Origin of the sequence: Companilactobacillus halodurans (assembly GCF_009600995.1) — a bacterium.
GTDB lineage: Bacteria > Bacillota > Bacilli > Lactobacillales > Lactobacillaceae > Companilactobacillus > Companilactobacillus halodurans.
Window position 1 is genome coordinate 18,357 of record NZ_VDFO01000009.1, and the last position, 22,000, is coordinate 40,356.

At 36.7% G+C, this 22,000-nt stretch carries 20 protein-coding genes; 1 reads left to right on the forward strand and 19 read right to left on the reverse strand.

The features are described 5' to 3' along the window. Nucleotides 1-27 precede the first annotated feature (27 nt). A complete protein-coding gene (locus tag FHL05_RS03340; RefSeq protein ID WP_238333998.1) occupies nucleotides 28-507 on the forward strand; it encodes a DUF2507 domain-containing protein in 480 nt (159 codons plus the stop codon). Nucleotides 508-655: 148 nt separating this feature from the next. Here the strand turns inward: FHL05_RS03340 and FHL05_RS03345 are convergent, their stop codons facing one another. The 19 genes from FHL05_RS03345 to mutL form a co-directional block, all read right to left on the reverse strand. Further along, complete coding sequence (locus tag FHL05_RS03345) at nucleotides 656-2,686, reverse strand: hypothetical protein (RefSeq protein ID WP_153385949.1); 2,031 nt, start codon at nucleotides 2,684-2,686, stop codon at nucleotides 656-658. A 117-nt stretch (nucleotides 2,687-2,803) separates the two neighbouring features. Then, nucleotides 2,804-3,115, reverse strand: coding sequence for a thioredoxin (gene trxA, locus FHL05_RS03350; RefSeq protein ID WP_153385951.1), 312 nt, complete (start codon nucleotides 3,113-3,115; stop codon nucleotides 2,804-2,806). Nucleotides 3,116-3,183: 68 nt separating this feature from the next. Continuing rightward, entirely contained in the window at nucleotides 3,184-5,538 is a 2,355-nt protein-coding gene (locus tag FHL05_RS03355; protein WP_153385953.1) for an endonuclease MutS2, read from the reverse strand. 52 nt (nucleotides 5,539-5,590) lie between these two features. After that, nucleotides 5,591-6,133: a CvpA family protein gene (locus tag FHL05_RS03360; protein ID WP_153385955.1), complete on the reverse strand. Its 543-nt coding sequence runs from the start codon at nucleotides 6,131-6,133 to the stop codon at nucleotides 5,591-5,593. A 104-nt stretch (nucleotides 6,134-6,237) separates the two neighbouring features. Beyond that, the gene (locus FHL05_RS03365) at nucleotides 6,238-6,534 is read right to left on the reverse strand and encodes a DUF1292 domain-containing protein (RefSeq protein ID WP_153385957.1); all 297 of its coding nucleotides are present in this window, start codon (nucleotides 6,532-6,534) and stop codon (nucleotides 6,238-6,240) included. Nucleotides 6,535-6,544: 10 nt separating this feature from the next. Beyond that, nucleotides 6,545-6,979 carry a Holliday junction resolvase RuvX gene (ruvX, locus tag FHL05_RS03370; RefSeq protein WP_153385959.1) on the reverse strand — a complete coding sequence of 145 codons (435 nt, stop codon included), beginning with the start codon at nucleotides 6,977-6,979 and terminating at the stop codon, nucleotides 6,545-6,547. Continuing rightward, nucleotides 6,980-7,237: an IreB family regulatory phosphoprotein gene (locus tag FHL05_RS03375; RefSeq protein WP_010018752.1), complete on the reverse strand. Its 258-nt coding sequence runs from the start codon at nucleotides 7,235-7,237 to the stop codon at nucleotides 6,980-6,982. Between the two features lie 63 nt (nucleotides 7,238-7,300). Continuing rightward, nucleotides 7,301-9,937: an alanine--tRNA ligase gene (gene alaS, locus FHL05_RS03380; protein WP_153385961.1), complete on the reverse strand. Its 2,637-nt coding sequence runs from the start codon at nucleotides 9,935-9,937 to the stop codon at nucleotides 7,301-7,303. 248 nt (nucleotides 9,938-10,185) lie between these two features. Beyond that, a complete protein-coding gene (locus FHL05_RS03385) occupies nucleotides 10,186-11,535 on the reverse strand; it encodes a DEAD/DEAH box helicase (protein ID WP_153385963.1) in 1,350 nt (449 codons plus the stop codon). Then, nucleotides 11,536-12,492: a DHH family phosphoesterase gene (locus tag FHL05_RS03390; protein WP_153385965.1), complete on the reverse strand. Its 957-nt coding sequence runs from the start codon at nucleotides 12,490-12,492 to the stop codon at nucleotides 11,536-11,538. Then, complete coding sequence (gene dinB, locus FHL05_RS03395; protein ID WP_338025941.1) at nucleotides 12,485-13,618, reverse strand: DNA polymerase IV; 1,134 nt, start codon at nucleotides 13,616-13,618, stop codon at nucleotides 12,485-12,487. The genes FHL05_RS03390 and dinB overlap by 8 nt, the downstream gene beginning before the upstream one ends. A 14-nt stretch (nucleotides 13,619-13,632) precedes the next feature. Next, nucleotides 13,633-15,069, reverse strand: a complete 1,437-nt coding sequence (zwf, locus tag FHL05_RS03400; RefSeq protein ID WP_153385969.1) for a glucose-6-phosphate dehydrogenase — start codon at nucleotides 15,067-15,069, stop codon at nucleotides 13,633-13,635. Nucleotides 15,070-15,302: 233 nt separating this feature from the next. Beyond that, the gene (locus FHL05_RS03405; RefSeq protein ID WP_153385970.1) at nucleotides 15,303-15,449 is read right to left on the reverse strand and encodes a hypothetical protein; all 147 of its coding nucleotides are present in this window, start codon (nucleotides 15,447-15,449) and stop codon (nucleotides 15,303-15,305) included. Nucleotides 15,450-15,536: 87 nt separating this feature from the next. After that, on the reverse strand, nucleotides 15,537-16,055 hold the full coding sequence (gene yajC, locus FHL05_RS03410; protein ID WP_153385996.1) for a preprotein translocase subunit YajC: 519 nt from the start codon (nucleotides 16,053-16,055) through the stop codon (nucleotides 15,537-15,539). A gap of 96 nt (nucleotides 16,056-16,151) precedes the next feature. After that, on the reverse strand, nucleotides 16,152-17,294 hold the full coding sequence (tgt, locus tag FHL05_RS03415) for a tRNA guanosine(34) transglycosylase Tgt (RefSeq protein WP_153385972.1): 1,143 nt from the start codon (nucleotides 17,292-17,294) through the stop codon (nucleotides 16,152-16,154). A gap of 9 nt (nucleotides 17,295-17,303) precedes the next feature. Next, nucleotides 17,304-18,341, reverse strand: coding sequence for a tRNA preQ1(34) S-adenosylmethionine ribosyltransferase-isomerase QueA (queA, locus tag FHL05_RS03420; RefSeq protein WP_153385974.1), 1,038 nt, complete (start codon nucleotides 18,339-18,341; stop codon nucleotides 17,304-17,306). A gap of 67 nt (nucleotides 18,342-18,408) precedes the next feature. Then, the gene (gene ruvB / locus FHL05_RS03425; RefSeq protein ID WP_420360965.1) at nucleotides 18,409-19,446 is read right to left on the reverse strand and encodes a Holliday junction branch migration DNA helicase RuvB; all 1,038 of its coding nucleotides are present in this window, start codon (nucleotides 19,444-19,446) and stop codon (nucleotides 18,409-18,411) included. Nucleotides 19,447-19,471: 25 nt separating this feature from the next. Beyond that, nucleotides 19,472-20,062 (reverse strand): Holliday junction branch migration protein RuvA, encoded by a 591-nt coding sequence (gene ruvA / locus FHL05_RS03430; RefSeq protein ID WP_153385976.1) that lies wholly within the window; start codon nucleotides 20,060-20,062, stop codon nucleotides 19,472-19,474. Between the two features lie 3 nt (nucleotides 20,063-20,065). Next, nucleotides 20,066-21,988, reverse strand: coding sequence for a DNA mismatch repair endonuclease MutL (mutL, locus tag FHL05_RS03435; protein ID WP_153385978.1), 1,923 nt, complete (start codon nucleotides 21,986-21,988; stop codon nucleotides 20,066-20,068). Nucleotides 21,989-22,000: the final 12 nt, after the last annotated feature.

Here is a 22,000-nt window from a genome sequence, read left to right on the forward strand (position 1 = left end):
AATTGTCTGAAAAAAGGAGTTAAAGCAATGGCCGCAAAATCAAAAGATCTTAACAAAAAAACGTTAACGGATTCTTCACAAGAAAATAAAGATGGTAATAATGTAGATGCGTTAACTGAAAATTACTTTGCCGTTTCGGTACTCCGCGATTTTATTCTTCCTGACCTTCTCGATAAAGATACCGTTGAATTACTATACTGGGCAGGCAAGAATCTTAGCCGACAATTAATTCTTGATATGGAAAGTCTACCTGAATTATTTTCCAAAGCTGGCTTTGGAACGTTAACAGTTACCAAACAAACACCAAGTAGTTACACATATAGTTTAAATGGTCCAGAAGTCGTTCAACGATTTGATACTAATAATGATGATCCAGAATTTTCATTAGAGACTGGAATAATTACTGAAACTGTTGAAAAAACGATTGCAGCATATTGTTTAGGAACTTATACTGTCAACAGTAAAGCCAAAAGCGTTTCAATTAAAATACAAATTGATCGAAACTAAAGTATACACCAAAAATCGATTGATGTGGATGGATCCATCTGTAAATGTAATTGATAACGATTAATTTAATTAAATTACTGAATAATATGTTTTAATTTTTTAAACATGATAATAGACCTAGTAATTACACATTACTGGGTCTATTTTTTTATTCTTCGGAATCTTCTTCTATCCTAACTTGAACTAAGGTCAAATGTGGCAAAGCAATTGGAATAATAACATTGTCATCTTTTTGACGTAAAACAACCTCTTTTTTGACCGATTGATTATCATGACGCAAAATAACAACAGCCTTTTTGCCAGCAACTTCAGATGCTGCATGCCAGGTGATTTGATTGTAATCATCTAAAGTAAAGTTAGCTATCCAAAGCGTTTGACTATCTTCTCCCCCAATTGCTAATTTGGTATTAGGCATCTTAGAAAGATAATCGACTGAAACGATCGAGTCCAGCATCTTTTGGTAAAGGACCTGCTTAAAACCAATATATTGCGACTCCCAACCATACTTTTCATCTTCATTCATGGGCATAACGATAATGTGATCATCAATCATGGTCATTACTTTACCAAGTTTTTTATCTTCTTGATTGTAAGCGTAAGTCCAGACGTCAACTTGAGCTTCATTGTCATAATCAAGCTGCAAATAATCGCCTGTATGTTGCAACATTGAGATTCTTGGATTCTTAATGCCCTCAATCGTTTGATTGTCAGCACTCTCAAAAGTTTGATAGCCGCTTCTGACTTGATGCCACTTGGCAGATTTAATATGCAACAATTTGCCCAAGTCTCGGTCCAATAATACTTGCACGGCTTTACCATCTAGCAAAACAATGTTGTTTTCAATTAAGTCGGTGACCTGCTCTGTTTTCATATTCCGAAACAATTGTCCACTAATGGCTATAATTTCATCCTCTAAGCGTAATCCGGACTGATAAGGAACAATTGATGTCGCAAAGCCAAACGTGCTTAACAAGGCCGCCCAATTAGTTTCATGAGGCAACAGTTCTTTAATATCTTTTCCTATCTTTGTATGCAGTGTATAACTTGAATCTTGGTCAACTAAAATTTTGATGCCTTGGCTTTGACCCATCTTTAAGGTTCTGGAAGTTATTTCATTTAAAAATGGTTTGCTTTCAGCCAACATCTCTGCGTAATGATATTCATCGTTGATACCATTGCCGCTCATATCAAACAGGTTCATTAGAATTCCTTTAGCTCCTACTAAAGCTGATGTCTCTATTTGAAATTGAGTAAATTTCAATGATTTGACGAATGGCGAATACATGTAATTTTCCAATTCTGGGAAAAGTTGTGCTTCGTCACCTAAATATGCAGCTGTAGTACGCGTATATTTTTCAAAAGTCCGTGAATATTTTAAAGGTGCAATTTCGTTATAGGCTGGCAAATGTGGTCGAGCAATTCTGGGATGTCCGGCACCACTTAAATTATCAAATAATTTATTCCAATCACGAGCTTCCAAAGCATGCCAATCTGGTAAAGATGTCATCAATGCTAAATTAGTTTGGGGCGAAATGACATGAACTCGACCTTCAATTTGATGGACAGTTTCAATCATTTCCTGACGAGCAACATCTAAATAGACTCGTCTTTCTTTGGTTGGTTCCCCAGTTTGCAAAATTTTTTTTACAAATTGTGCTCGAGATATTTTTTCATCTAATTTATCTTGATATATTTTCATATGGTGGTCGCAAAAACATCCCAATTCCAATGGACTGTGATTGAAATGACGAAAATCATCTTCTAACCAAAGTTCTTTAGGATGAATTGAAGCGTATTGGGCGTAACGATCTGTTAGGTAGTCTCGCCATTTTTCATCAGCTGGACAACCAATTGATTGCGCAACTCGCCCATTTTGGTCCACCATTGGCTCAAAACCTGCTGCAATCTTTTGTCCGCGGTCACTATGCATCAACGTTGAAAAAGGGTTCAAACTGAATGTTATTTCAGATTTTTTCAATTTCTTAGCGATTTTTTCAATTGCATCTAACCAAGTTTGAGTCTGCTCCGCATCCAAATGACCAGCATTTATTTCTTCTGAATTCATGAAAAACGTTACATTATCTATCAAAGCATTCTGACAAAAATCGAGTAGTTTGTCATCCTTAGCCTTAGTGTTAGTCCGATAATCAATTGAATAACGTAAAGAATACTGAAACATACAATTCACCTCAATCATTATTTTTAATAATAAAACGGTTTCATTTTATCACAAAAAAATAATAAAAAAAGTTCCATAATTACTAGATTCACTTCTAATAACTATGGAACTTATTTATTAATCAGAATAACTGTCCAAAACTTTTGCTAATTGAGCTTTGTTACGGAAACCAGTTAATTTATCAACTACTTCGCCATCTTTTTTAACGAGTAGCGTTGGAATTGCCATAATTCCAAATTTCTTTGGTGTATCAGGGTTAGCATCAACATCCATCTTCAAGAACTTAACTGAATCATCATCCTCAGATAGATCTTCAACTACAGGTGATTGCATGCGACATGGACCACACCAAGTTGCCCAAAAGTCGACTAAGACGACACCATCTTTTGTTTCTTCTTCAAAATTCTTATCTGTTACTTCATCAACCATTATAATCACTCCTTTAACAAAATAAATATTATCATTAATGCCTAATCTTTAAAAAGTTTTTGCTTAATCTACAAATCTACGATTGTAGCACCGGAACCACCAGAGCTGGCAGGAGCATATCCAAATGATTTAACACGCGGATTTCTGCGCAAATAGTTGGTAACTCCCTTTCTGATAACGCCAGTACCAAAGCCATGAACGATTGTTACTTGATTATAACCAGCCAATAAAGCTGAATCAATATATGAATCTAATTCCGACATAGCTTCTTCATAACGTTTGCCACGTAAATCTAACTTGCTAGAAAGTCCTGAACTCTTAGTTCTCTTAACCATGGTTGGTTTCTTTTCAGGTTCTGGTTCAACATTTTTGACCTTTTCTAGTTCGTCAGCCGCAAATTTCATTTTTAAGATACCTAATTGTACTTCAAATTGATCATTCTTGTCTTTTCTAACAATTGTCCCAATTTGGTCGTACTGCAAGGATTTAACATGGTCGCCAACTTTTAATTGTTGACGACGTTTATTCCGACGCAAAACTCGATTCTTTTTGACTGAATCATCTTGATGCAAGTTCTTAAGGCCAGTCTTAGCCGCAATGATTTGATCTTCCTTAACAGCTACGCCGTCACGTTGCATCTTGTGCAACTGGTCAATAATCTTATCTGATTCCTTTTTGGCTTTAGCAACGATTTGATTAGCTCGAACCTTAGAAGCTTGAATTTCAGAATTCTTCGATTTATCGAGATCATCACGTTTCTTTTCGTATTCTTTTTGAACGCCTTTATTTTTGTCCAATTGAATCTTCAACTGGTCATTTTTTTGTTCAAATTCTTTACGACGATCTTCCAAATCAGCAATCATATTATTCAAATCTTGACTCTCGCCATCCATCAAAGCCTGTCCACGGTCAACTACGCTTCGATCCATTCCTAAACGAGCCACAATATTAAAGGCATTACTTGCACCAGGAATCCCTATCAACAAGCGATATGTAGGTTTAAGCGATTCATCGTCAAATTCCATGCTGGCATTGATTGTATCAGGTGCATTATAAGCATAGATTTTCAATTCTGGATAATGAGTCGTTGCCATAATATAACATTTTGAAACTGATAATTTTTCCAAAATTGCAATCGCAATGGCAGCACCTTCTTGAGGATCAGTTCCGGCACCTAATTCATCAATCAAGACTAAGCTGTGTTCTGATACTTTGTGAATGATATTAATAATATTATCCATGTGAGATGAGAACGTACTTAAATTTTGTTCGATTGATTGCTCATCACCAATATCGACGAAAACCTCGTCAAAAACGGCAACTTCACTTTCTTCACGAGCAGGAATAAAGAGTCCTGCTTGAGCCATTAATTGAATCAATCCAAGAGTTTTCATGGTGATAGTCTTACCACCTGTATTAGGACCGGTAATGAGCATCGTCTTGTAGCCATTGCCCATTTTAATATCATTGGCGACGACTTTATCAGGGTCGATCAGTGGGTGTTTAGCATTATACAAGTCAACTGTATGGTCATCAGAAATAATTGGTTCAGTGGCTTTAATTTCTTTAGCATACTTAGCTTTAGCGTTAATTAAGTCAAACTGAGCTAAAACTTCATTATTTTTAACAATTTCATTGATTTCAGGACGAACTAAATTAGATAGATTATTTAAAATCCGATTCTCTTCAGAACGTTCTGAAACTTGAGCTTCGTGCAGTTGATTATTTAGACCGACGACTGCTTGTGGTTCAACGTAAAGAGTTTGCCCACTGGCACTTTGGTCATGGACAACTCCACCAAATCTCGTCTTGTATTCAGTTTTAACAGGGATAACAAAACGGTCATCACGTAAAGTCACGATAGGTTCAGTTAAATATTTGGTATTTTTACCACGCGTAAACTGATTCATCGTTTGTCTGATTTGGTCATTTAATTTGCCGATATGATTTCTGATATATTTCAAATCTTCAGAAGCTGTATCTAAAACTCGACCCGTTTCATCCAATGAACGAGCCAACAATTTAGTCAACTTAGGATTATCGATCAAATCATCATTCAAATGATACAACTGACGCAAATCAACTTGATCATCTTTTAAATCTTCGAAGAATTCTTTTAATTCACTAGTATTTTTCAGAACTTGTCCAATAGCAGCCAATTCTGTTCCGTTCAAATTTCCGTCTTTTTTTAAACGATTAGCTTCATCATGCAAATCAGCTAATTTTCGAACTGGGATTTCCCCCTTAATACGAATAATATCGGCTCCATCTTTGGTTTGATCAATCAGTCTTTGAACGATTGATTCAACCGACATTGGCATTAATTTTTTTAAGAGAGTTTTCCCACGTGTTGTAATCAGATATTTGGCAATTTCAGCTTTGATCTTGTCAAATTCCAATACTTTCAAAGCTTTATTATTCATCAATCTCTCCTATTACAAAATAAGACTGAAACAAATTGTCCCAGTCTAAAAGTTATGCGGCACCTATCCACAAATGACTAAGTAAACCTGTCAAAACAGGCGTACTCTTAATCATTGTTGAAGCCACAAAAGAATGTTGCAAAGCGTGTTGGATACCAACTACTGGAATCATCGCTAACAATAATAAGACCATAAAGATACTTACATAAGTTACGACGAAGGCAATAATTCCTCCACTCAAAACATTTATATCATTGTACATCGGAAAATACGTTAACTTTTTAAAATATAGCCCTAAAAAGCGCATGATAATCCAGCCAATGAAACAAACAAATATAAACGCAAAGGCACGGTAAAATGCATTGTCTAGTTCCATACCAACTTTTGTTGAGAAAAAGGCAAATTCACTGCCTAAATTAGCAGATGGATATGGTACGAGCATTTCAAATTTTGGGCCTAAAAACTTAAATGACACTAAGGCCAAAGCAAAAAATACTACGTAACCAACTGCATAAAATGTCTCCATGGCTAAACCACGGCGGGCACCAATATAAAAACCATAAATCAAAAGTAAAATAAGTAACAGACTAAGCATTATTTCCCCTTACTTCATTCATGCTAAAAAGCGTATTTAAAATCATATTATGAACTGACCATAAAACCAAACGATTGGCTTGCGCCAATCGTTATTGTTTTATCTTATTCCTCGTCACTTGTGAAGGTGTTCAATACCTCTTGAACCATATCCCATTCATCTGGATCTTCAATCGGATTCAATTCGCCAGCATCAACATCGCCATTTTCATCTGGTGAAAATGAAAATGCTTGAACTTCAATCTCATCTGAATCCTCAGATTCCTTAGGATACAAGAAGACATATGATTTACCATAATCATCGGAATCAAAAGTAAAAAGAATTTTGTAAACTTCTTTATTGCCTTCATCATCACTTAAAATAACTTCATCTAAATCTTTTGGTGGTTGTTTTTCATTCATATTTATCACCTTAATTTCGTGTTAGTTTACCTTTAGCATCAAGATAATTTTGTAGAATCATTTCCGCAGCAATCTTATCGATGACTTTTTTACGTTTCTTGCGTGAAACGTCAGCTTCATCAATCAGCATTCTTTCAGCTTGAACTGTTGTTAAGCGTTCGTCAATAAAATCGATTGGCAAATGGAATCTATCTTCTACCATTTTGCCATACTCGCGAGATTTTTCCACTCTTGGTCCCTCAGTATTATTCATATTTTTGGGCAAGCCCAAAACAACTCCGGTTGCTTTTTTTGCCTCAATTATTTCGCCAAGACGATCCAAGCCAAATTCTTCTTTATCTTCGTTAATACGAATAATTTCTACTCCCTGAGCTGTCCAGCCTAAAAGATCGCTACAGGCAACTCCGACAGTACGTGAACCAACATCTAAACCTAATAATCTCATTTATTTACCTTGGTTGAGATAACTCTTAACTAATTCTTCAATTATCTCGTCTCTTTCATGTTTCAAAATCAAATTACGGGCATCATTGTGTCGTGGAATGTATGCTGGGTCACCAGAAAGTAAGTAACCAACAATTTGATTAATTGGATTATAACCCTTTTCTTCTAGTGACTGATAAACACTTTGCAGTGTTTCTTTAACATCTTTGCCTTTATTCTCATTAAAGTCAAAACTCATAGTTTTATCAAGTGAACTCATGGCAAACCTCCATATAACTAAAATTTAAGTGACTGAATAGCTTCATTTCAATTATAGCCCACTTTAATAAGATTTAATAATATCTTTGGCTAATTGTAACGCATTTGTTAAACCAGCAGGATTTTTCCCACCAGCTTGCGCCATATCTGGACGGCCACCGCCGCCACCTTGAATTTCCTTAGATATTTTTTTAACTAAATCTCCAGCCTTAACGCCTTTTGCTTGTGTAGCTTGATTTACAGCCACGACTAAACTAGCTTTTTTATCGCCACTTGCGCCAAGTACCAAAATATCAGATTTAGCATCATTTTTCCAAGTATCGGCTAATTGTCTTAATGTTGCCATATCAGTAGGAATAATGTTTGAAATAACTTTATATCCATTGATTTCCTCAACATTATCGAAGACTTCATCAGCTTTTTGAGTTGTCAATTGAGTCTTAAGATTTTGATTGTCTCGCTTGAGTTCTTTAATCTCATCGACCATTTGGTTTGCTCTAGCTGGAACGTCTTTTAGTTGATTAACTTTCAAATTCTTAGCAGTTTCTTGTAACAATTGTAATTGTTCATTCAAATATTCAAAGGCTTCTTCACCTGTGACAGCTTCAATTCTTCTTGTACCAGAACCAATAGCTGATTCAGAAGTAATCTTGAAAAGTCCTAATTCAGAAGTATTGTGGGCATGTGTTCCTCCACAAAATTCAGTTGAATAATCATCGATTTCAACAACGCGGACCTTGTCGCCATACTTTTCACTGAATAAGGCAATTGCACCCTTTTTCTTCTTAGCCTCTTCAATTGGCAAAACTTCTGTTTTAACTGGAATAGCAGCCCAAATCTTTTCATTAACGATTTTTTCCAATTGACTGATTTGTTCATCTGTCAAAGCAGCATTGCTATTAAAATCAAATCGTAAGTAATCAGGCTCAACTAATGATCCTGCTTGGTGCGTTCTGGAACTGACAACATCACGTAAAGCTTGATCCAATAAGTGAGTTGCAGTGTGATTGTGACGAACCTTTTCACGAAAATCAACATCAATTTCCAATTTGTAGTCAGTATCAACTGAAATCTCTGACATAACATTTACCACGTGGATATTTTGACCATTAGGAGCATGTTGAACATCAACAACTTCAGCAACTTGATTGCCTTTTAAGTCATAAATATTACCGGCATCGGCAACTTGACCACCCATTTCAGCATAAAAAGGAGTCTTATCAAAGACTAATTGTGCTTGACCTTCAGCAATTGTTTTAACTTCCTTGTCATCAGCAATGATATTCTTCAAATTGCTTTGAGTTTCATTGTGATCATAACCGACAAACTCACTAGGGGTCTTGATTTCCATCAAAGTTTCATCTTGCATACCCATTGATTGTAAATTGCCACGAGCATCACGAGCACGTTGCTTTTGAGCTTCCATGTTTTCTTTGAAGCCTGCTTCATCGACGCTCAAGCCTTCATCTTCAGCATACTCACGAGTAAGTTCCATAGGGAAGCCATAAGTATCATAAAGTTTGAAAGCACTAGCTCCGTCAATAACAGTTTGTTTTTCTTTACGAAGATCACTAATCACACCATTCAATAGTGCTAGACCAGCATCGAGTGTTTCTGAAAAGCGTTTTTCTTCTTGTTGAATCGTTTTAGCAATAAATTCTTGTTGTTGGCTAACTTCTGGATAATAACTTTCCATAATTTTACCAACGATTGGAACTAATCTATACAAGAAAGGACCATTGACGCCTAACTTCTTACCATTCAAAACTGCACGTCTAATCAATCTTCTGATAACGTAGCCACGTCCTTCATTTGAAGGCAAAGCTCCATCGCCAACCGCAAAAGAAACCGTTCTAGCGTGATCGGCAATAATCTTAAATGAAATATCATCTTCAGCATTTTCGCCATACTTCTTATTGCACAATTGACCAACATCTTCAATCAAAGGCATGAACAAATCAGTTTCAAAGTTTGTTCTTGTTCCTTGAACAATTGATACTAGACGTTCTAGACCCATCCCCGTATCAATGTTTTTATGAGGCTGTTCAACGTATTGACCATTTGGCAAGTGATTTAATTCTGAAAAGACAATATTCCAAACTTCAAGGTAACGTTCATTTTCGCCACCAGGATAATTTTCAGGGTCATCTTCTGAAAGGTTATTAAATTCTTGACCACGGTCATAAAAGATTTCGGAATCAGGACCACAAGGACCTTCACCAATATCCCAGAAATTATCTTCATTCTTTAGAATATGGTCTTCAGGAATTCCCACTTCAGCCCATAGTTTTTGAGTTTCAGTATCTTTAGGATAAGTTGTCACATACATCTTATCTTTATCCATACCAATCCATTCAGGACTTGTTAAAAATTCAAATGCCCAAGGAATAACTTCTTTTTTAAAGTAATCACCAACTGAGAAATTACCAAGCATTTCAAAAAAGGTTTGGTGACGAGCTGTCTTACCAACATTTTCGATATCATTCGTTCTGATACATTTTTGAGCATTAGTAATCCGTGGATTCTTAGGTACAACGGTACCATCAAAATACTTCTTTAAAGTAGCAACACCAGAATTAATCCACAACAAAGTTGGATCATCGTGTGGTATCAATGATGCACTGGGTTCAATCATGTGACCTTTTGTCTGGAAAAAGTCTAAAAACATTTTTCTTATTTCAGCACTTGATAAATTTTTCATTTTATCTCCCCTAAAAAAACACAAAATCGCTGCAATTCCAAGGACGCCACTGCGCGGTACCACCTTGTTTGCAACGATTCTCGTTAGCCTCTCAAAAATATTATCTACAATTTAAATTGGCAGCATCTTTATCTTAAATATTTAGGCTTTCTCACCATCTAGCCTTCTCTTAAAATATCTAACACAAGATATATCCAAAGAAAATATTAACCATCAACTCAAAAATTGTCAATATTTATAATTTTTGACTAATCTTTATTCTTTTTACGTCTTGCATCACGTTCGCGACGACGATCTTGTCTGATACGAACTTTTCTTTGTTGACGACGTTCTTCATTGATTGCTTTTTTAATCTTATTCTTGTAGCCAGGCTTTTTCTTAGTTTTTTGTTTCTTAACGAAACCAACTAGCTTAGTATCAAGTTTCTCTTGGTCAGCCTTACGGTTTACTCGACGGTCACGTTCCTTAACATCGACTACTTCACCATTCTTGATATCTTTATCAACGAATTTGATGCCCATGTGTTCAATATCGGCAATTTTATTTTCCTCACCTGGATCATATAAAGTAATGGCAATTCCTGACATTTTGTTACGGCCAGTTCTACCAACACGGTGAATGAAAAAGTCCAAGTCATCAGGGATTTCCGCATTGATAACATGGGAAACACCATTGATATCAATTCCACGAGCAGCTAAATCTGTTGCAACGACGAATTGATAATCCATATTTTCAACTTGTTTCATAGTTCTTTTACGTTCTCTAGGAGTCAAGCCACCATGAATCCGAGCGACTTTCAAGCCTTTATTGCGTAAATAATTGTAAATCGTATCAACAGTTTTTTTAGTATTAGCGAAAACTAAAACTAAGTATGGTTCACCCATTGTCATTAAGCGATAAATGATTTCATTCTTATCGCGTCCATGAGTGAACATCAACCAATTGTCAACATTTTTCGGAATAATCGTTCCTGATGTGATTTCAACACGTTTAGGACCATGCATATACTTCTTCAAAAATGGTTCAAGTTTTTGAGGAATAGTAGCTGAAAAGACCATCATTTCACGGTCTTCTGGCAACTTCTCAGTGATATTGTCAACTTCTTGTAAAAAGCCCATATCCAAAGTCATATCAGCTTCATCAATTACATATCTTTGAACATTTTCAACGTGTAAATCATTTTCACGAATCAAATCCCATAAACGTCCGGGAGTTCCAATTGCGATTTGTGGTTGGTGAGCTGCCAACTTTCTCTTTTGACGGTCACGGTCTGCCCCACCAACAAAGATAAAGGCATTATATTCTTCAGGATAATTCTTTAAAATAGCTTGCGTATCTTCATAGATCTGATAAGCCAATTCTCGACTGGGAGTAGCGATAAGGAGCTGAACTTCTTGATCCTTAGTCAATGCATTCATTGAAGGTAGCAGGAATGCGTGAGTTTTACCTGAACCGGTTTCGGATTGAACGATAATATCTTTTTTCTTATTAACTAAAGATATTACAGCCTCCTGAACCTTAGTTGGTTCCTCAAAATTAATTTCTTTTAATGATTTATTGATTGCATCATTAAAATTGTATTGTGAAAATTTAGTCATCTATTCACCCTTCTGGTTATATTTAGCTACGATTTCTTTCAATTCTTCAAACATTTGTTTAACTTCTGCCAAGTCTTTTGCGGTTGCGCCACTTGCTAGTGGGTGTCCGCCACCATCATGCTCTTTAGCTAATTCATTGATGATTGGTCCTTGAGAACGCAAGTGCATTCTAAATGTGCCATCATCTTTTTGAACAGCTTCCATCCATGAGCGAACTTCTTTAAGACGTCCTGGAGTTGAAACTACTGAGTTAGCTTGTTCTTGATTGATGCCTAACTTCTTCATTAAGTCGAGGTCAATCACTGCATAAGCTGCTCCTGAGTCATCGATTTGTAGAATATCGAAGAGGACTCCTTGCAATTTAGCCTGTTTCAAAGTAATTTCATTCATTTTATTGTTGATAGCCGCCGTATCGACACCTAAGGCGATGAATTTGCCACCGACTTCCATCGTGTGTTGAGTTGTGGCAGGATACAAGAAACGGCCTGTATCGCCAACAATCCCTGCATATAGATAGTAAGCAACTTCCTTAGTTAATTCTAAGTCGGAACTGCTTGCAATCAAATCAGCAATAATTTCTGAACTAGAACTGGCATCTGTGTTAACGAATAATTGATCTCCATAAGCATCATCGTTAGGATGATGATCGATTTTGATTAAGAAAGCTCCATCATCAAAACGTTGATCATCGATTCTTGGTCGATTAGCTGTATCAGTGACGATAACCAAAGCATCTTGATAGTCTGCATCAGTTACTTCATCAACTGTACTAAGCCATTTGAGACCTTCTGTATTATTTCCCCCAATTAAAACTTTTTTCTCGGGAAAAGCTTGATGAATCGTTGTTGCTAAACCTGCTTGTGATCCCAATGCATCAGGATCAGGGTTTTGATGACGTAGAATGATAATTCTATCATATTTTTTAATTGTTGCAATTATTTCGGCAAAGCTATTCATAAAAGTTGTCCTCCTTATAAGACAAATCCAAAGAAACTTCTTCGTAAGATAAAGGATCCAAATTAGTAACGGTAATCCCCAATAAGCGAATTTTTTGATCAGTCACCTTTAATTTATCATAAATATCCTTGGCAACACGATAAATATCGCTTTTTGTTTGCACATAATCTTGGAAACTCATTCGTCTAGTAATCGTTTCAAATTCGGAATTTCTCAATTTCAGGACGACCGTCTTGCCATGTTGTCGTTTCTTCTTTAAATCTTGACTGACCATTTCAGCCAGAAAATCTAATTCGTGGTCAATCTGTTCTTCCGTGACTAAATTTCGATTATAAGTGCGTTCTCGACCAATTGATTTGCGCAACCGGTGCCCTTGTACTGGAGAGTCGTCAATTCCGTGGACTCGTTTGTAAATTACATACCCCATTTTACCAAACTTCTTCAAAAAGGCATCTTGGTCCATATTTTGCAAGTCTTCACCAGTATAGATTCCTAAGTCATGGAGCTTTTCCTGCATAGCTTTTCCGATACCATTGAATTTTTCAATCGGAATTGGTTTGAGAAATTCTTTGGCATATTTTCCCAAAATAATCGTCCGACCAAACGGCTTGCGATAATCTGAAGCCATCTTCGCTAAAAATTTATTGTAGGAAATCCCAACTGAACAAGTTAAGCGAGTTTCTTTAACGATTCTTTGTTGGATATAACTGGCAATTTTAATGGTATTTGTTTCATGTAATTTATTTTCGGTTACATCAAGATAGGCTTCATCTAAGGCTACCGTTTGATAATTATCAGTTACATCTGAAAAGATAGCATGAATTTGGTCGGATACTTGTCGATACAATTCAAAATTAGGTGGAGAAATCACCAATTTGCTCTTAGGTATTAATTCAACCGCTTGTTGAGCTGGCATAGCTGAATGAGCACCGTATTTTCGAGCATTATAATTTGCAGTTGTCACAACCCCGTGATGGTTGTGCTTTCTAGGGTCTTGGGCAACAATTAAACATTTCTTTTTGTATTCGGGATGTTCTCTTTCTTCCACAGACGCGAAAAAAGCATCCATGTCAACATGGATGATTTTTCGATTTTCTTCAATTTTAATTGGTATTTTTAAAAAGATGACTCACACCACCCTTAGTCCCAGATCCAAGTATTACCATCACGTTCTAATAGCATTTCGGCAGCATCAGGACCCATTGTTCCACTAATGTAATTAGGAAATTCGGGAGTTTGACTGTCCCAACGTTCTCTAATAGTGTCGATATATTTCCAAGTACTTCTCAATTCATCCCAAAGCGTAAAGTGAACACGATTTCCTGAAAGAATATCAATAATTAAGCTTTCATAAGCTTCACGGGCATGATTGAATTCAGCTTCTTCAGGGAATTTGATGAAATCTTGACCAGAATCTTTATAATTGATGCCGTTAATCAAAATACTTTGACCATCAATTTGTTCAATCAACAAAGTAACGACGGTATTAGCTCTAATTCCTAAATCAGCTACCTTATCGTTAAAGACAATATCAACACGGGATTGCTTATCAGGCAATCTCTTACCTGAACGAACATAGAATGGCACGCCACTCCAACGCTTTGATTCAAATTCAATTTTACCAGCTGTAAATGTTTCAATTTCAGAATCTGATGCTACTTTATCTTCTTCACGATAAGATTTTTTCTCGCCTAATTTGTCAGTGTCATATTGACCACGAACAAAACTCTTATCAACTTGTTCTGGTGTAAGTTCTTTCAAACTACCAAAGAGATCGCATTTGTGTTGGTGAATAACTTTAGCATCAGTTGCATCAGGTTCATCGCTAGCAACAGCACCAATAATTTGCATAATATGATTTTGAACCATATCTCTTAAAACTCCAGCCGTTTCGTAATAACCGCCACGATCTTCAACACCAAGCGATTCAGCTAAAGTAACTTGAATATTTGAAACATATTTATTATTCATAGCTTTTTCAAAAGTAGGGTTATTGGCACGGATATGTGGAATATCTTGTACCATTTCCTTACCTAAATAGTGATCGATTCGATAAATATCATCTTCAGGAAAGGCCTTTGAAATATTTCCGTTCAGCTCGCAAGCTGAATCTAAATCACGTCCAAAGGGTTTTTCGATAACTAGACGATTGTAGCCACTAGTTTTCAAACCTTCAGAATTAATATGTTCAGCTACGGTACCAAAGAATCTTGGGGCAATAGCCATGTAATAAACACGGTTATGACCGCAATCAAACTGGTCATCCAATTTAGCAGCCAAATTCTTCAAAGCAATATAATGTTCTGAATCGTTCACATCGTGTGATTGATAGTAAAAATGTTTGGCAAATTCTTTCATAACATCTTCATCATCATCAAAATAATCCTTCAAAGAAGTGATAACAGTCTCGCGGAAATAATCATCACTCCATGGACGACGTGCTGTTCCAATAACAGCAAAGTGATCCTTTAGAAAACCTGATTTGTATAATCGGAATAAAGAAGGATAAAGTTTCCGATGTGCTAGGTCTCCGGAACCCCCAAAAATAATAAATATTGCTGATTTCTCTTTAACCATTTTTTTAACTCCTTTGAAAGCATCATGTACTTATATTTTACAACATGTCTACTTAAACATCTGTTTAATTGACTTATTAATCATCAATAATTTGAATACTTTATATCTATGAAACTTTTTAATATCAACACTTTAAATAATACCCCTTAAAGTGAGGTTTAGGGCAAGTATAAAGACCTTTTAAACTAAAAAAACATCATCAATTTGTAAGCAAATCAATGATGTCAAAAATTTTACTTTTGTTGACAGAAACCTCTCAAATATTCAATTGTTTCTTCTTTAGTTTTAAAACCTTGTTGCTCTTTTACTTCTTCTAGTTTTTGTTGAGATTTCTTACTCAATGATTCTGGAACAACTTTTTTATGTTCGTTTTCAGTCATTTCATTTCACCTCACAAATAACAGGGTAACCTATTTTGACCCAAATAAAAAAGATTGGAACTCAAGGTTTCAATCTTTTTTATTAATTTACTTTGTTTCGTCTTTAGTATCATCATTAACAGCATCGTCAGTCTTTGGTGCTTCTTTAGATTCTGGCTCTGATTTTACTTCAGGTTTAGCTGCAACGGCATCATCTTTAGGAGCATCTGTTGTTTCAGCTTTTGGTGCATCTTCTGTTGTTTCAGCTTCAGCATCTTTATTATCAGTATTTTCAGGTTGTTTAGCAGCACTGTCTTTTGTAGCTCCACTAACTTTGTTAGCAGGTTCTGCACGACGAATGAAATTCAAATCAAATGTTAGATAAATTCCATCGCAATCAACAACAACTTCTTTACTTGCACGATCGATTGATGCAACAACACCCTTAATACCACCAAGTGTAACGACTTTGTCACCCTTGTTCATAGCACTAAGCATTTCTTGACGTTTTTGTTGTTGCTTCTTTTGTGGACGAATTGATAAAAAGTACATACCAACAAACATCACAACAATAAGAATAATAAATCCCATTGATCCACCACCGGCTGCAGCGCCTAATGTAAGCATATTCAAATTTTCCACCTCTTAATAATTTGCATAACTATAGGATAACAGAGATTTTCATCTGTTTCCATAATACAAGATTTTTCTTATAAAAATCTTCTAAAATTTCTTTGCATTTTCTTTATTGAAACCATAATCTTCAAAGACATGTTCTCTAAATTCTAATAAGTTATCATCTCGAATTGCTTGACGAACACCCTTCATCAAGTTCAACAAGAAGTACAAATTATGATAGCTAGTCAAATGCGTTCCAAATAATTCATTGGCATTAATCAAATGACGAATGTAAGCACGTGAATAATTACGACAAACGTAACAATCGCAATCTTCATCGATTGGTCGAAAATCACGAGCATATTTGGCATTTTTAACAACCAAACGACCGTGAGTTGTCATACAAGTACCATTTCTGGCAATTCTCGTTGGCAAGACGCAATCGAACATATCGATTCCTCTAATAACGCCGTCAATCAAGGAATCCGCAGTACCAACTCCCATCAAATAACGAGGTTTATTTTCAGGTAGCATTGGTGTAGTGAAATCAAGCACACGATTCATTTCTGTCTTCGATTCACCAACAGATAAACCACCAATCGAATAACCAGGGAAATCCATGCTTACTAAATCTCTGGCACTTTGCTTTCTGAGGTCTTCAAAGCCGGCACCTTGAACGATACCAAAGAGCGCTTGCCAATCAGGATTACGGTGAGCTCTTAAGCCACGTTCGGCCCAACGACTAGTTCTAGCCACTGATTTTTTGATGTAATCGTAGCTTTCAAAAAATGGTGGACATTCGTCTAAACTCATCATGATATCTGGACCTAAATAGTTTTCAATCTTGATAGCTTTTTCAGGCGATAAGAATTCACGACGACCGTTCAAATGATTTTTGAAGTGAACACCGGCCTCAGTGATATCACGCCTGTTAGCTAGTGAAAAGACTTGAAATCCACCAGAATCAGTCAAAATACCCTTATCCCAATTCATGAATTTATGCAAGCCACCGGCTTCTTTAACGATATCTTCACCAGGACGTAACCATAAGTGATAGGTATTCGACAAGATTATTGAAGCTCCAATTTTTTCCAAATCTTCTGGGGCCATATTCTTAACTGAAGCCTCAGTTCCAACAGGCATAAACATTGGCGTTTCAAAAGTTCCATGGGGTGTTTCCAATTGACCCAAGCGCGCTCCAGTATGTTTTTCCTTTTTGATTAATGTATATTTTACAGCTAGTTCCATAACTTTCCTCTACTTAATGAACATCGCATCACCAAAACTGAAGAAACGATACTTCTCCTCAACAGCGTGTTGGTAAGCGTTCAAAATATTTTCTCGACCAGTAAATGCGGCCACTAGCATAACTAAAGTTGATTTTGGCAAATGGAAATTCGTAATGAATTCATCAACCACTTTCCATTGATAGCCCGGTTTAATGAAGATGTCTGTCCAACCACTATCGGCCTTGATTTCGCCATTGAACTTAGTTCCAATCGTCTCCAAGGTTCTGATTGAAGTAGTTCCAGTCGCTACTATTTTGCCGCCGTTTTTCTTGACGTCATTTAAAGTCTTGGCTGAATCTTCATCCAAACGATAAAATTCTGAATGCATCACATGTTTATCAACATCAGTTTCAGTCACTGGTCTAAAGGTACCAAGTCCAACGTGCAATGTCACGTAAACTAGTTTGACACCCTTATCTTCAACCTTTTTCAATAAGTCCTTAGTCCAGTGCAAACCAGCAGTTGGTGCAGCAGCAGAACCATTTTCCTTGGCGTAAACTGTTTGATATCGATCAGGGTCATCAAGTTTTTCTTTGATGTAAGGAGGCAAAGGCATTTCACCCAATTGCTCCAAAATCTCCATGAAGATACCTTGATAATGAAATTCAATGATTTTGCCACCATGTTCCAAATTTTCGAGAACTTCAGCTTCCAATTGATCATCATCGCCAAATTTCACCTTAGTTCCAACTTTGGCACGCTTAGCAGGCTTCATCAAAACTTCCCACTTATCGCCCTCAATATTATTGAGCAGCAAAACTTCTTCGTGTCCATCAGTGTCTTCTTTGGTTCCATAAAGACGAGCTGGCAAGACACGTGAATTGTTCATAACTAAAGCATCCCCTGGATTCAAGTAATCCAAGATGTCATAGAAATGCTTATCTTGATACTTTCCTGTTTCATGATCCAAGACTAAAAGTCTCGATTGGTCACGATTCTTAATTGGTGTTTGAGCAATTAGTTCTTCCGGCAAGTCGTAATCGAAATCTTCTGTTGATAGTGACATATTCAAAATCTCCTTTAATAACTGGTTTTAAAACTTTCTTCAGATACGCCAAAACGAGCAAATCGCTTTACTCGTTTTTTTCAGGGTATGGCATCCCCATATGTTCATAGCCTTTTCTCGTTACAACGCGACCCTTGGCAGTTCTCTTCAAGAATCCCATTTGCATCAAGTAAGGTTCATAAACTTCTTCAATTGTTTCTTGATCTTCACCGATATTAGCGGCGATGACCTTCAAGCCAACAGGACCACCATTATACAATTCAATAATCATCATCAAAATACGACGATCCAAGTGGTCGAGTCCGGCATCGTCAACTTGTAATTGATTCAAAGCTGACTTTGCCATTTTATAATCAATTGTGTCTTTATTGGCGACTTGAGCAAAATCACGAACTCGCTTCAACAAGCGGTTGGCAATTCTTGGCGTCCCTCTTGAACGACGAGCAATTTCATGAGCACCCTCTTCGTCAACATTGATATTTAAAACGCTGGCTGAACGAAAGACGATTTTTGCTAATTCATCTATCGTATAGTACTCCATTCGTTCAACGATTCCAAACCGATCGCGCAATGGTGCTGAAAGTTTTCCAGCTGCTGTCGTTGCACCAATCAAAGTATAAGGAACTAATTGGTGATGCAAGGAACGTGATTCGCTGCCTTGACCAACAATGATATCGATATAGAAATCTTCCATAGCTGAATAAAGCACTTCTTCGACTGCACGAGGCATTCGGTGAATCTCATCAATAAACAAGACATCGCCTGGTTCAAGTTCATCTAAAACGGCTACTAAGTCACCTGATTTTTCAATTGAAGGACCAGTCGTCGTATGGATATTAACGCCCATTTCATTAGCAATAATCATTGCCAAAGTTGTTTTACCTAACCCGGGAGGTCCATATAACAAGACGTGATCCAAAGTTTGTTGCCGTTGTTTAGCAGCCTTGATATAAACGGCTAATTCTTTTTTAGCCTTTTCTTGACCTAAGTATTGGTCAAAACTTTGGGGACGTAATGTTTGTTCGACAACATCTTCAATGTCATCTAATGAATCTGCATCAGTCAAACGTTCATTATCGTTTTCGCTATTTTCGATTTTTGACACTCCCTTCTATTTTTAACTATCAATTTTACTTACTCAATAATTTTAAACCGGCACGCAAGTATTCATCGGCGGTCTTAAGATTTGTCTTTTCAAGTTGCGATTTGACCTTGCTGATTTCTTTTGGTGAATAGCCTAAGGAATCTAGAGCAGCTAAGCCATCTTCTAATTCTTGATTGGCAGTAGTTAAGGCCACTGGAGCTTGTCCTAAGGTCATTTGACCTTCAGATGTAAATTTGCCTGACAAATCCAAAATAATTTGTTGAGCTGTCTTCTTACCAATTTTAGGAAACTTAGTTAAGAATTTAACATCGTTATTTTCAATCGCGTGAATCAAGCCTTGCAAGTCTTGCCCAGCCAAAATTGCTAAAGCACTCTTAGGTCCAATTCCAGAAACGCTGATTAGGTGCAAAAAGATATTCTTCTCGTTCAAGTCATAAAATCCATACAATGCTTGCTCGTTATCACGAACGATCTGTTCGACGAACACACGAGTCTTTTGATTCTCTTCATAGCGATAAGGGTTGGCAACTTGGACTTTGTAGCCGACTCCGCCAACATCTACCACAATATATGAAGGGGTAACGATTGAAATCAAACCATTTAAATATTCAAACATTTTTTATTCACTCTCTCTAGTATCATGTGGATCTTGAATTCTCTTAAACATTTTTTCCAAATCTTTATTGCTAAATTGTACCAAGACTGGACGGCCATGGGGACAATTATAGGGATTTTCTGCTTTAGTCAAATTCTTCAACAATTGGATTGCTTCATTATCAGTCAGATGATGATTAGCTTTGATAGCACGTTTACAGCTCATCATGATAGCATTTTTTTCACGGAAACTGGCCACGCTGATTTTAGAATCATTCAATACATAATCGACCATTTCTTTGATAGTCGACTCTTCTTGACCCGGTACGAACCATGTTGGATGAGTATTGACGACAAAACTGTTTTGACCAAAGTCATCTAAATACAAGCCGATACTTTCTAACACTGGTTTCTTTTCCTTGATTAAAATACTTTCAGAATTAGGATAATCCAAAACTATCGGTACGAGTAATTTTTGTTGATCAGTTGAAACTTTACCAATTTCTTTTCGATAGTATTCGTAATTTACCCGTTCTTGAGCTGCATGTTGATCAATCAAGTAAAAGCCATCTTGGCTTTCGGCAACTAAATAAGTTCCGTGAATCTGACCAATGTAGCGCAAATCTGGAAAACTAGATTCAGCTTTAGTCTCCACTTGCTGAGAACTTTCGACAGTTGAAGTTTGCTTAGAATCTAAGACTTTAACTTTGCTTTCGACTTCATCTTTTAAACGTTGATCCCAGGCTTTTAAGTGTTTAGGATCTTTAAAGATTGGCATTCCGTCCATTGGCGTTTCCACTCGTTTTGGAGTTTCGACATTTTTTTGAGCAGTTGTAGTCAATGGTTCATTAATTTTATCGATAGCTGAGACATCTTGAAAACTGATTTGTTCCGGACGATACGTATCAACTGGCTTAGTTGGTTCTTTTTTACCAAGGTTTTTAACGGCATCAGGAATCAAATTTTGATTCGACAGCCGTTTCTTGATGCCCTCACTGATTAAATCAGCAATATGTCCTTCATTTGACAATCTGACTTCTTGTTTAGTCGGGTGAACGTTGATATCCATTAAACTAGGATCAAGTTTGATATCAATGACAGCTATCGGAAAACGAGCCACCATCAATTTGGAACCGTAGCCTCTGATAACAGCGTTAGTTAGTTGGAAATTTTTGATGTAACGTCCATTGAGCATAAATGAGATGTAAGAGCGATTGGACCGCGTCGTATCGGGTTTTGAAAAGTAGCCTTTGATTTGATAATCGGGGTCAGAATTTTCAAAATCCAACATGTGACTGGCAATCGTGCGTCCATAAATCCCGGCAATGGTTTGTTGCAAATTATTATTGCCAGAAGTCCAAACTAAATCTTTTCCTTCATGAATCAAACGAAAGGAAATTTCGGGATGTCCCATTGCCAAACGGTCAACGATATCAACGATTCGATTCAGTTCGGTATGAAGCGATTTAACGTATTTCAAACGAGCTGGCGTATTGAAGAACATGTCTTCCACTGTCATCGTCGTACCTTTTGAACGAGCAAAAGTTTCCTTTTTTATTAATTCATTACCAGAAAATTTTGCTCTGACAGCCGACTTGCCATCAGTGCTGGTGACGACGGTCAACTTAGAAATAGACGCGATACTTGCTAAGGCTTCACCACGAAACCCGAGCGTTCTAACATTGAACAAATCACGTTCAGTGGAAATCTTACTAGTCGTATGCGGCAAAAAGGCGACTTCAACGTCATCACTTTCGATTCCTTTACCGTTGTCATTGACTTCGATAAATTTTAAACCAGCTTGTTTGACGGTGATTAAAATCTGTGTTGCTTTAGCATCGATGGAATTTTCGACCAGCTCTTTGACGACTGATGCGGGGCGTTCAATAACCTCACCAGCAGCAATCTGGTTACTAAGTTCAACTGGCAATTCATGAATTAAACCCAAAATTTTCCACCT

Excerpts from the sequence above, each read along its gene's own strand:
- yajC (WP_153385996.1), bottom strand. The coding sequence starts at position 16,055 with ATGCTTACATTAGGCGCTGCAGCCGGTGGTGGATCAATGGGATTTATT.
- FHL05_RS03355 (WP_153385953.1), bottom strand. The coding sequence starts at position 5,538 with ATGAATAATAAAGCTTTGAAAGTATTGGAATTTGACAAGATCAAAGCT.
- queA (WP_153385974.1), bottom strand. The coding sequence starts at position 18,341 with ATGTCACTATCAACAGAAGATTTCGATTACGACTTGCCGGAAGAACTA.
- FHL05_RS03405 (WP_153385970.1), bottom strand. The coding sequence starts at position 15,449 with ATGACTGAAAACGAACATAAAAAAGTTGTTCCAGAATCATTGAGTAAG.
- FHL05_RS03345 (WP_153385949.1), bottom strand. The coding sequence starts at position 2,686 with ATGTTTCAGTATTCTTTACGTTATTCAATTGATTATCGGACTAACACT.
- alaS (WP_153385961.1), bottom strand. The coding sequence starts at position 9,937 with ATGAAAAATTTATCAAGTGCTGAAATAAGAAAAATGTTTTTAGACTTT.
- tgt (WP_153385972.1), bottom strand. The coding sequence starts at position 17,294 with ATGGAACTAGCTGTAAAATATACATTAATCAAAAAGGAAAAACATACT.
- FHL05_RS03385 (WP_153385963.1), bottom strand. The coding sequence starts at position 11,535 with ATGACTAAATTTTCACAATACAATTTTAATGATGCAATCAATAAATCA.
- FHL05_RS03365 (WP_153385957.1), bottom strand. The coding sequence starts at position 6,534 with ATGAATGAAAAACAACCACCAAAAGATTTAGATGAAGTTATTTTAAGT.
- ruvX (WP_153385959.1), bottom strand. The coding sequence starts at position 6,979 with ATGAGATTATTAGGTTTAGATGTTGGTTCACGTACTGTCGGAGTTGCC.
- FHL05_RS03390 (WP_153385965.1), bottom strand. The coding sequence starts at position 12,492 with ATGAATAGCTTTGCCGAAATAATTGCAACAATTAAAAAATATGATAGA.
- trxA (WP_153385951.1), bottom strand. The coding sequence starts at position 3,115 with ATGGTTGATGAAGTAACAGATAAGAATTTTGAAGAAGAAACAAAAGAT.
- FHL05_RS03340 (WP_238333998.1), top strand. The coding sequence starts at position 28 with ATGGCCGCAAAATCAAAAGATCTTAACAAAAAAACGTTAACGGATTCT.
- FHL05_RS03375 (WP_010018752.1), bottom strand. The coding sequence starts at position 7,237 with ATGAGTTCACTTGATAAAACTATGAGTTTTGACTTTAATGAGAATAAA.
- ruvA (WP_153385976.1), bottom strand. The coding sequence starts at position 20,062 with ATGTTTGAATATTTAAATGGTTTGATTTCAATCGTTACCCCTTCATAT.
- FHL05_RS03360 (WP_153385955.1), bottom strand. The coding sequence starts at position 6,133 with ATGCTTAGTCTGTTACTTATTTTACTTTTGATTTATGGTTTTTATATT.
- zwf (WP_153385969.1), bottom strand. The coding sequence starts at position 15,069 with ATGGTTAAAGAGAAATCAGCAATATTTATTATTTTTGGGGGTTCCGGA.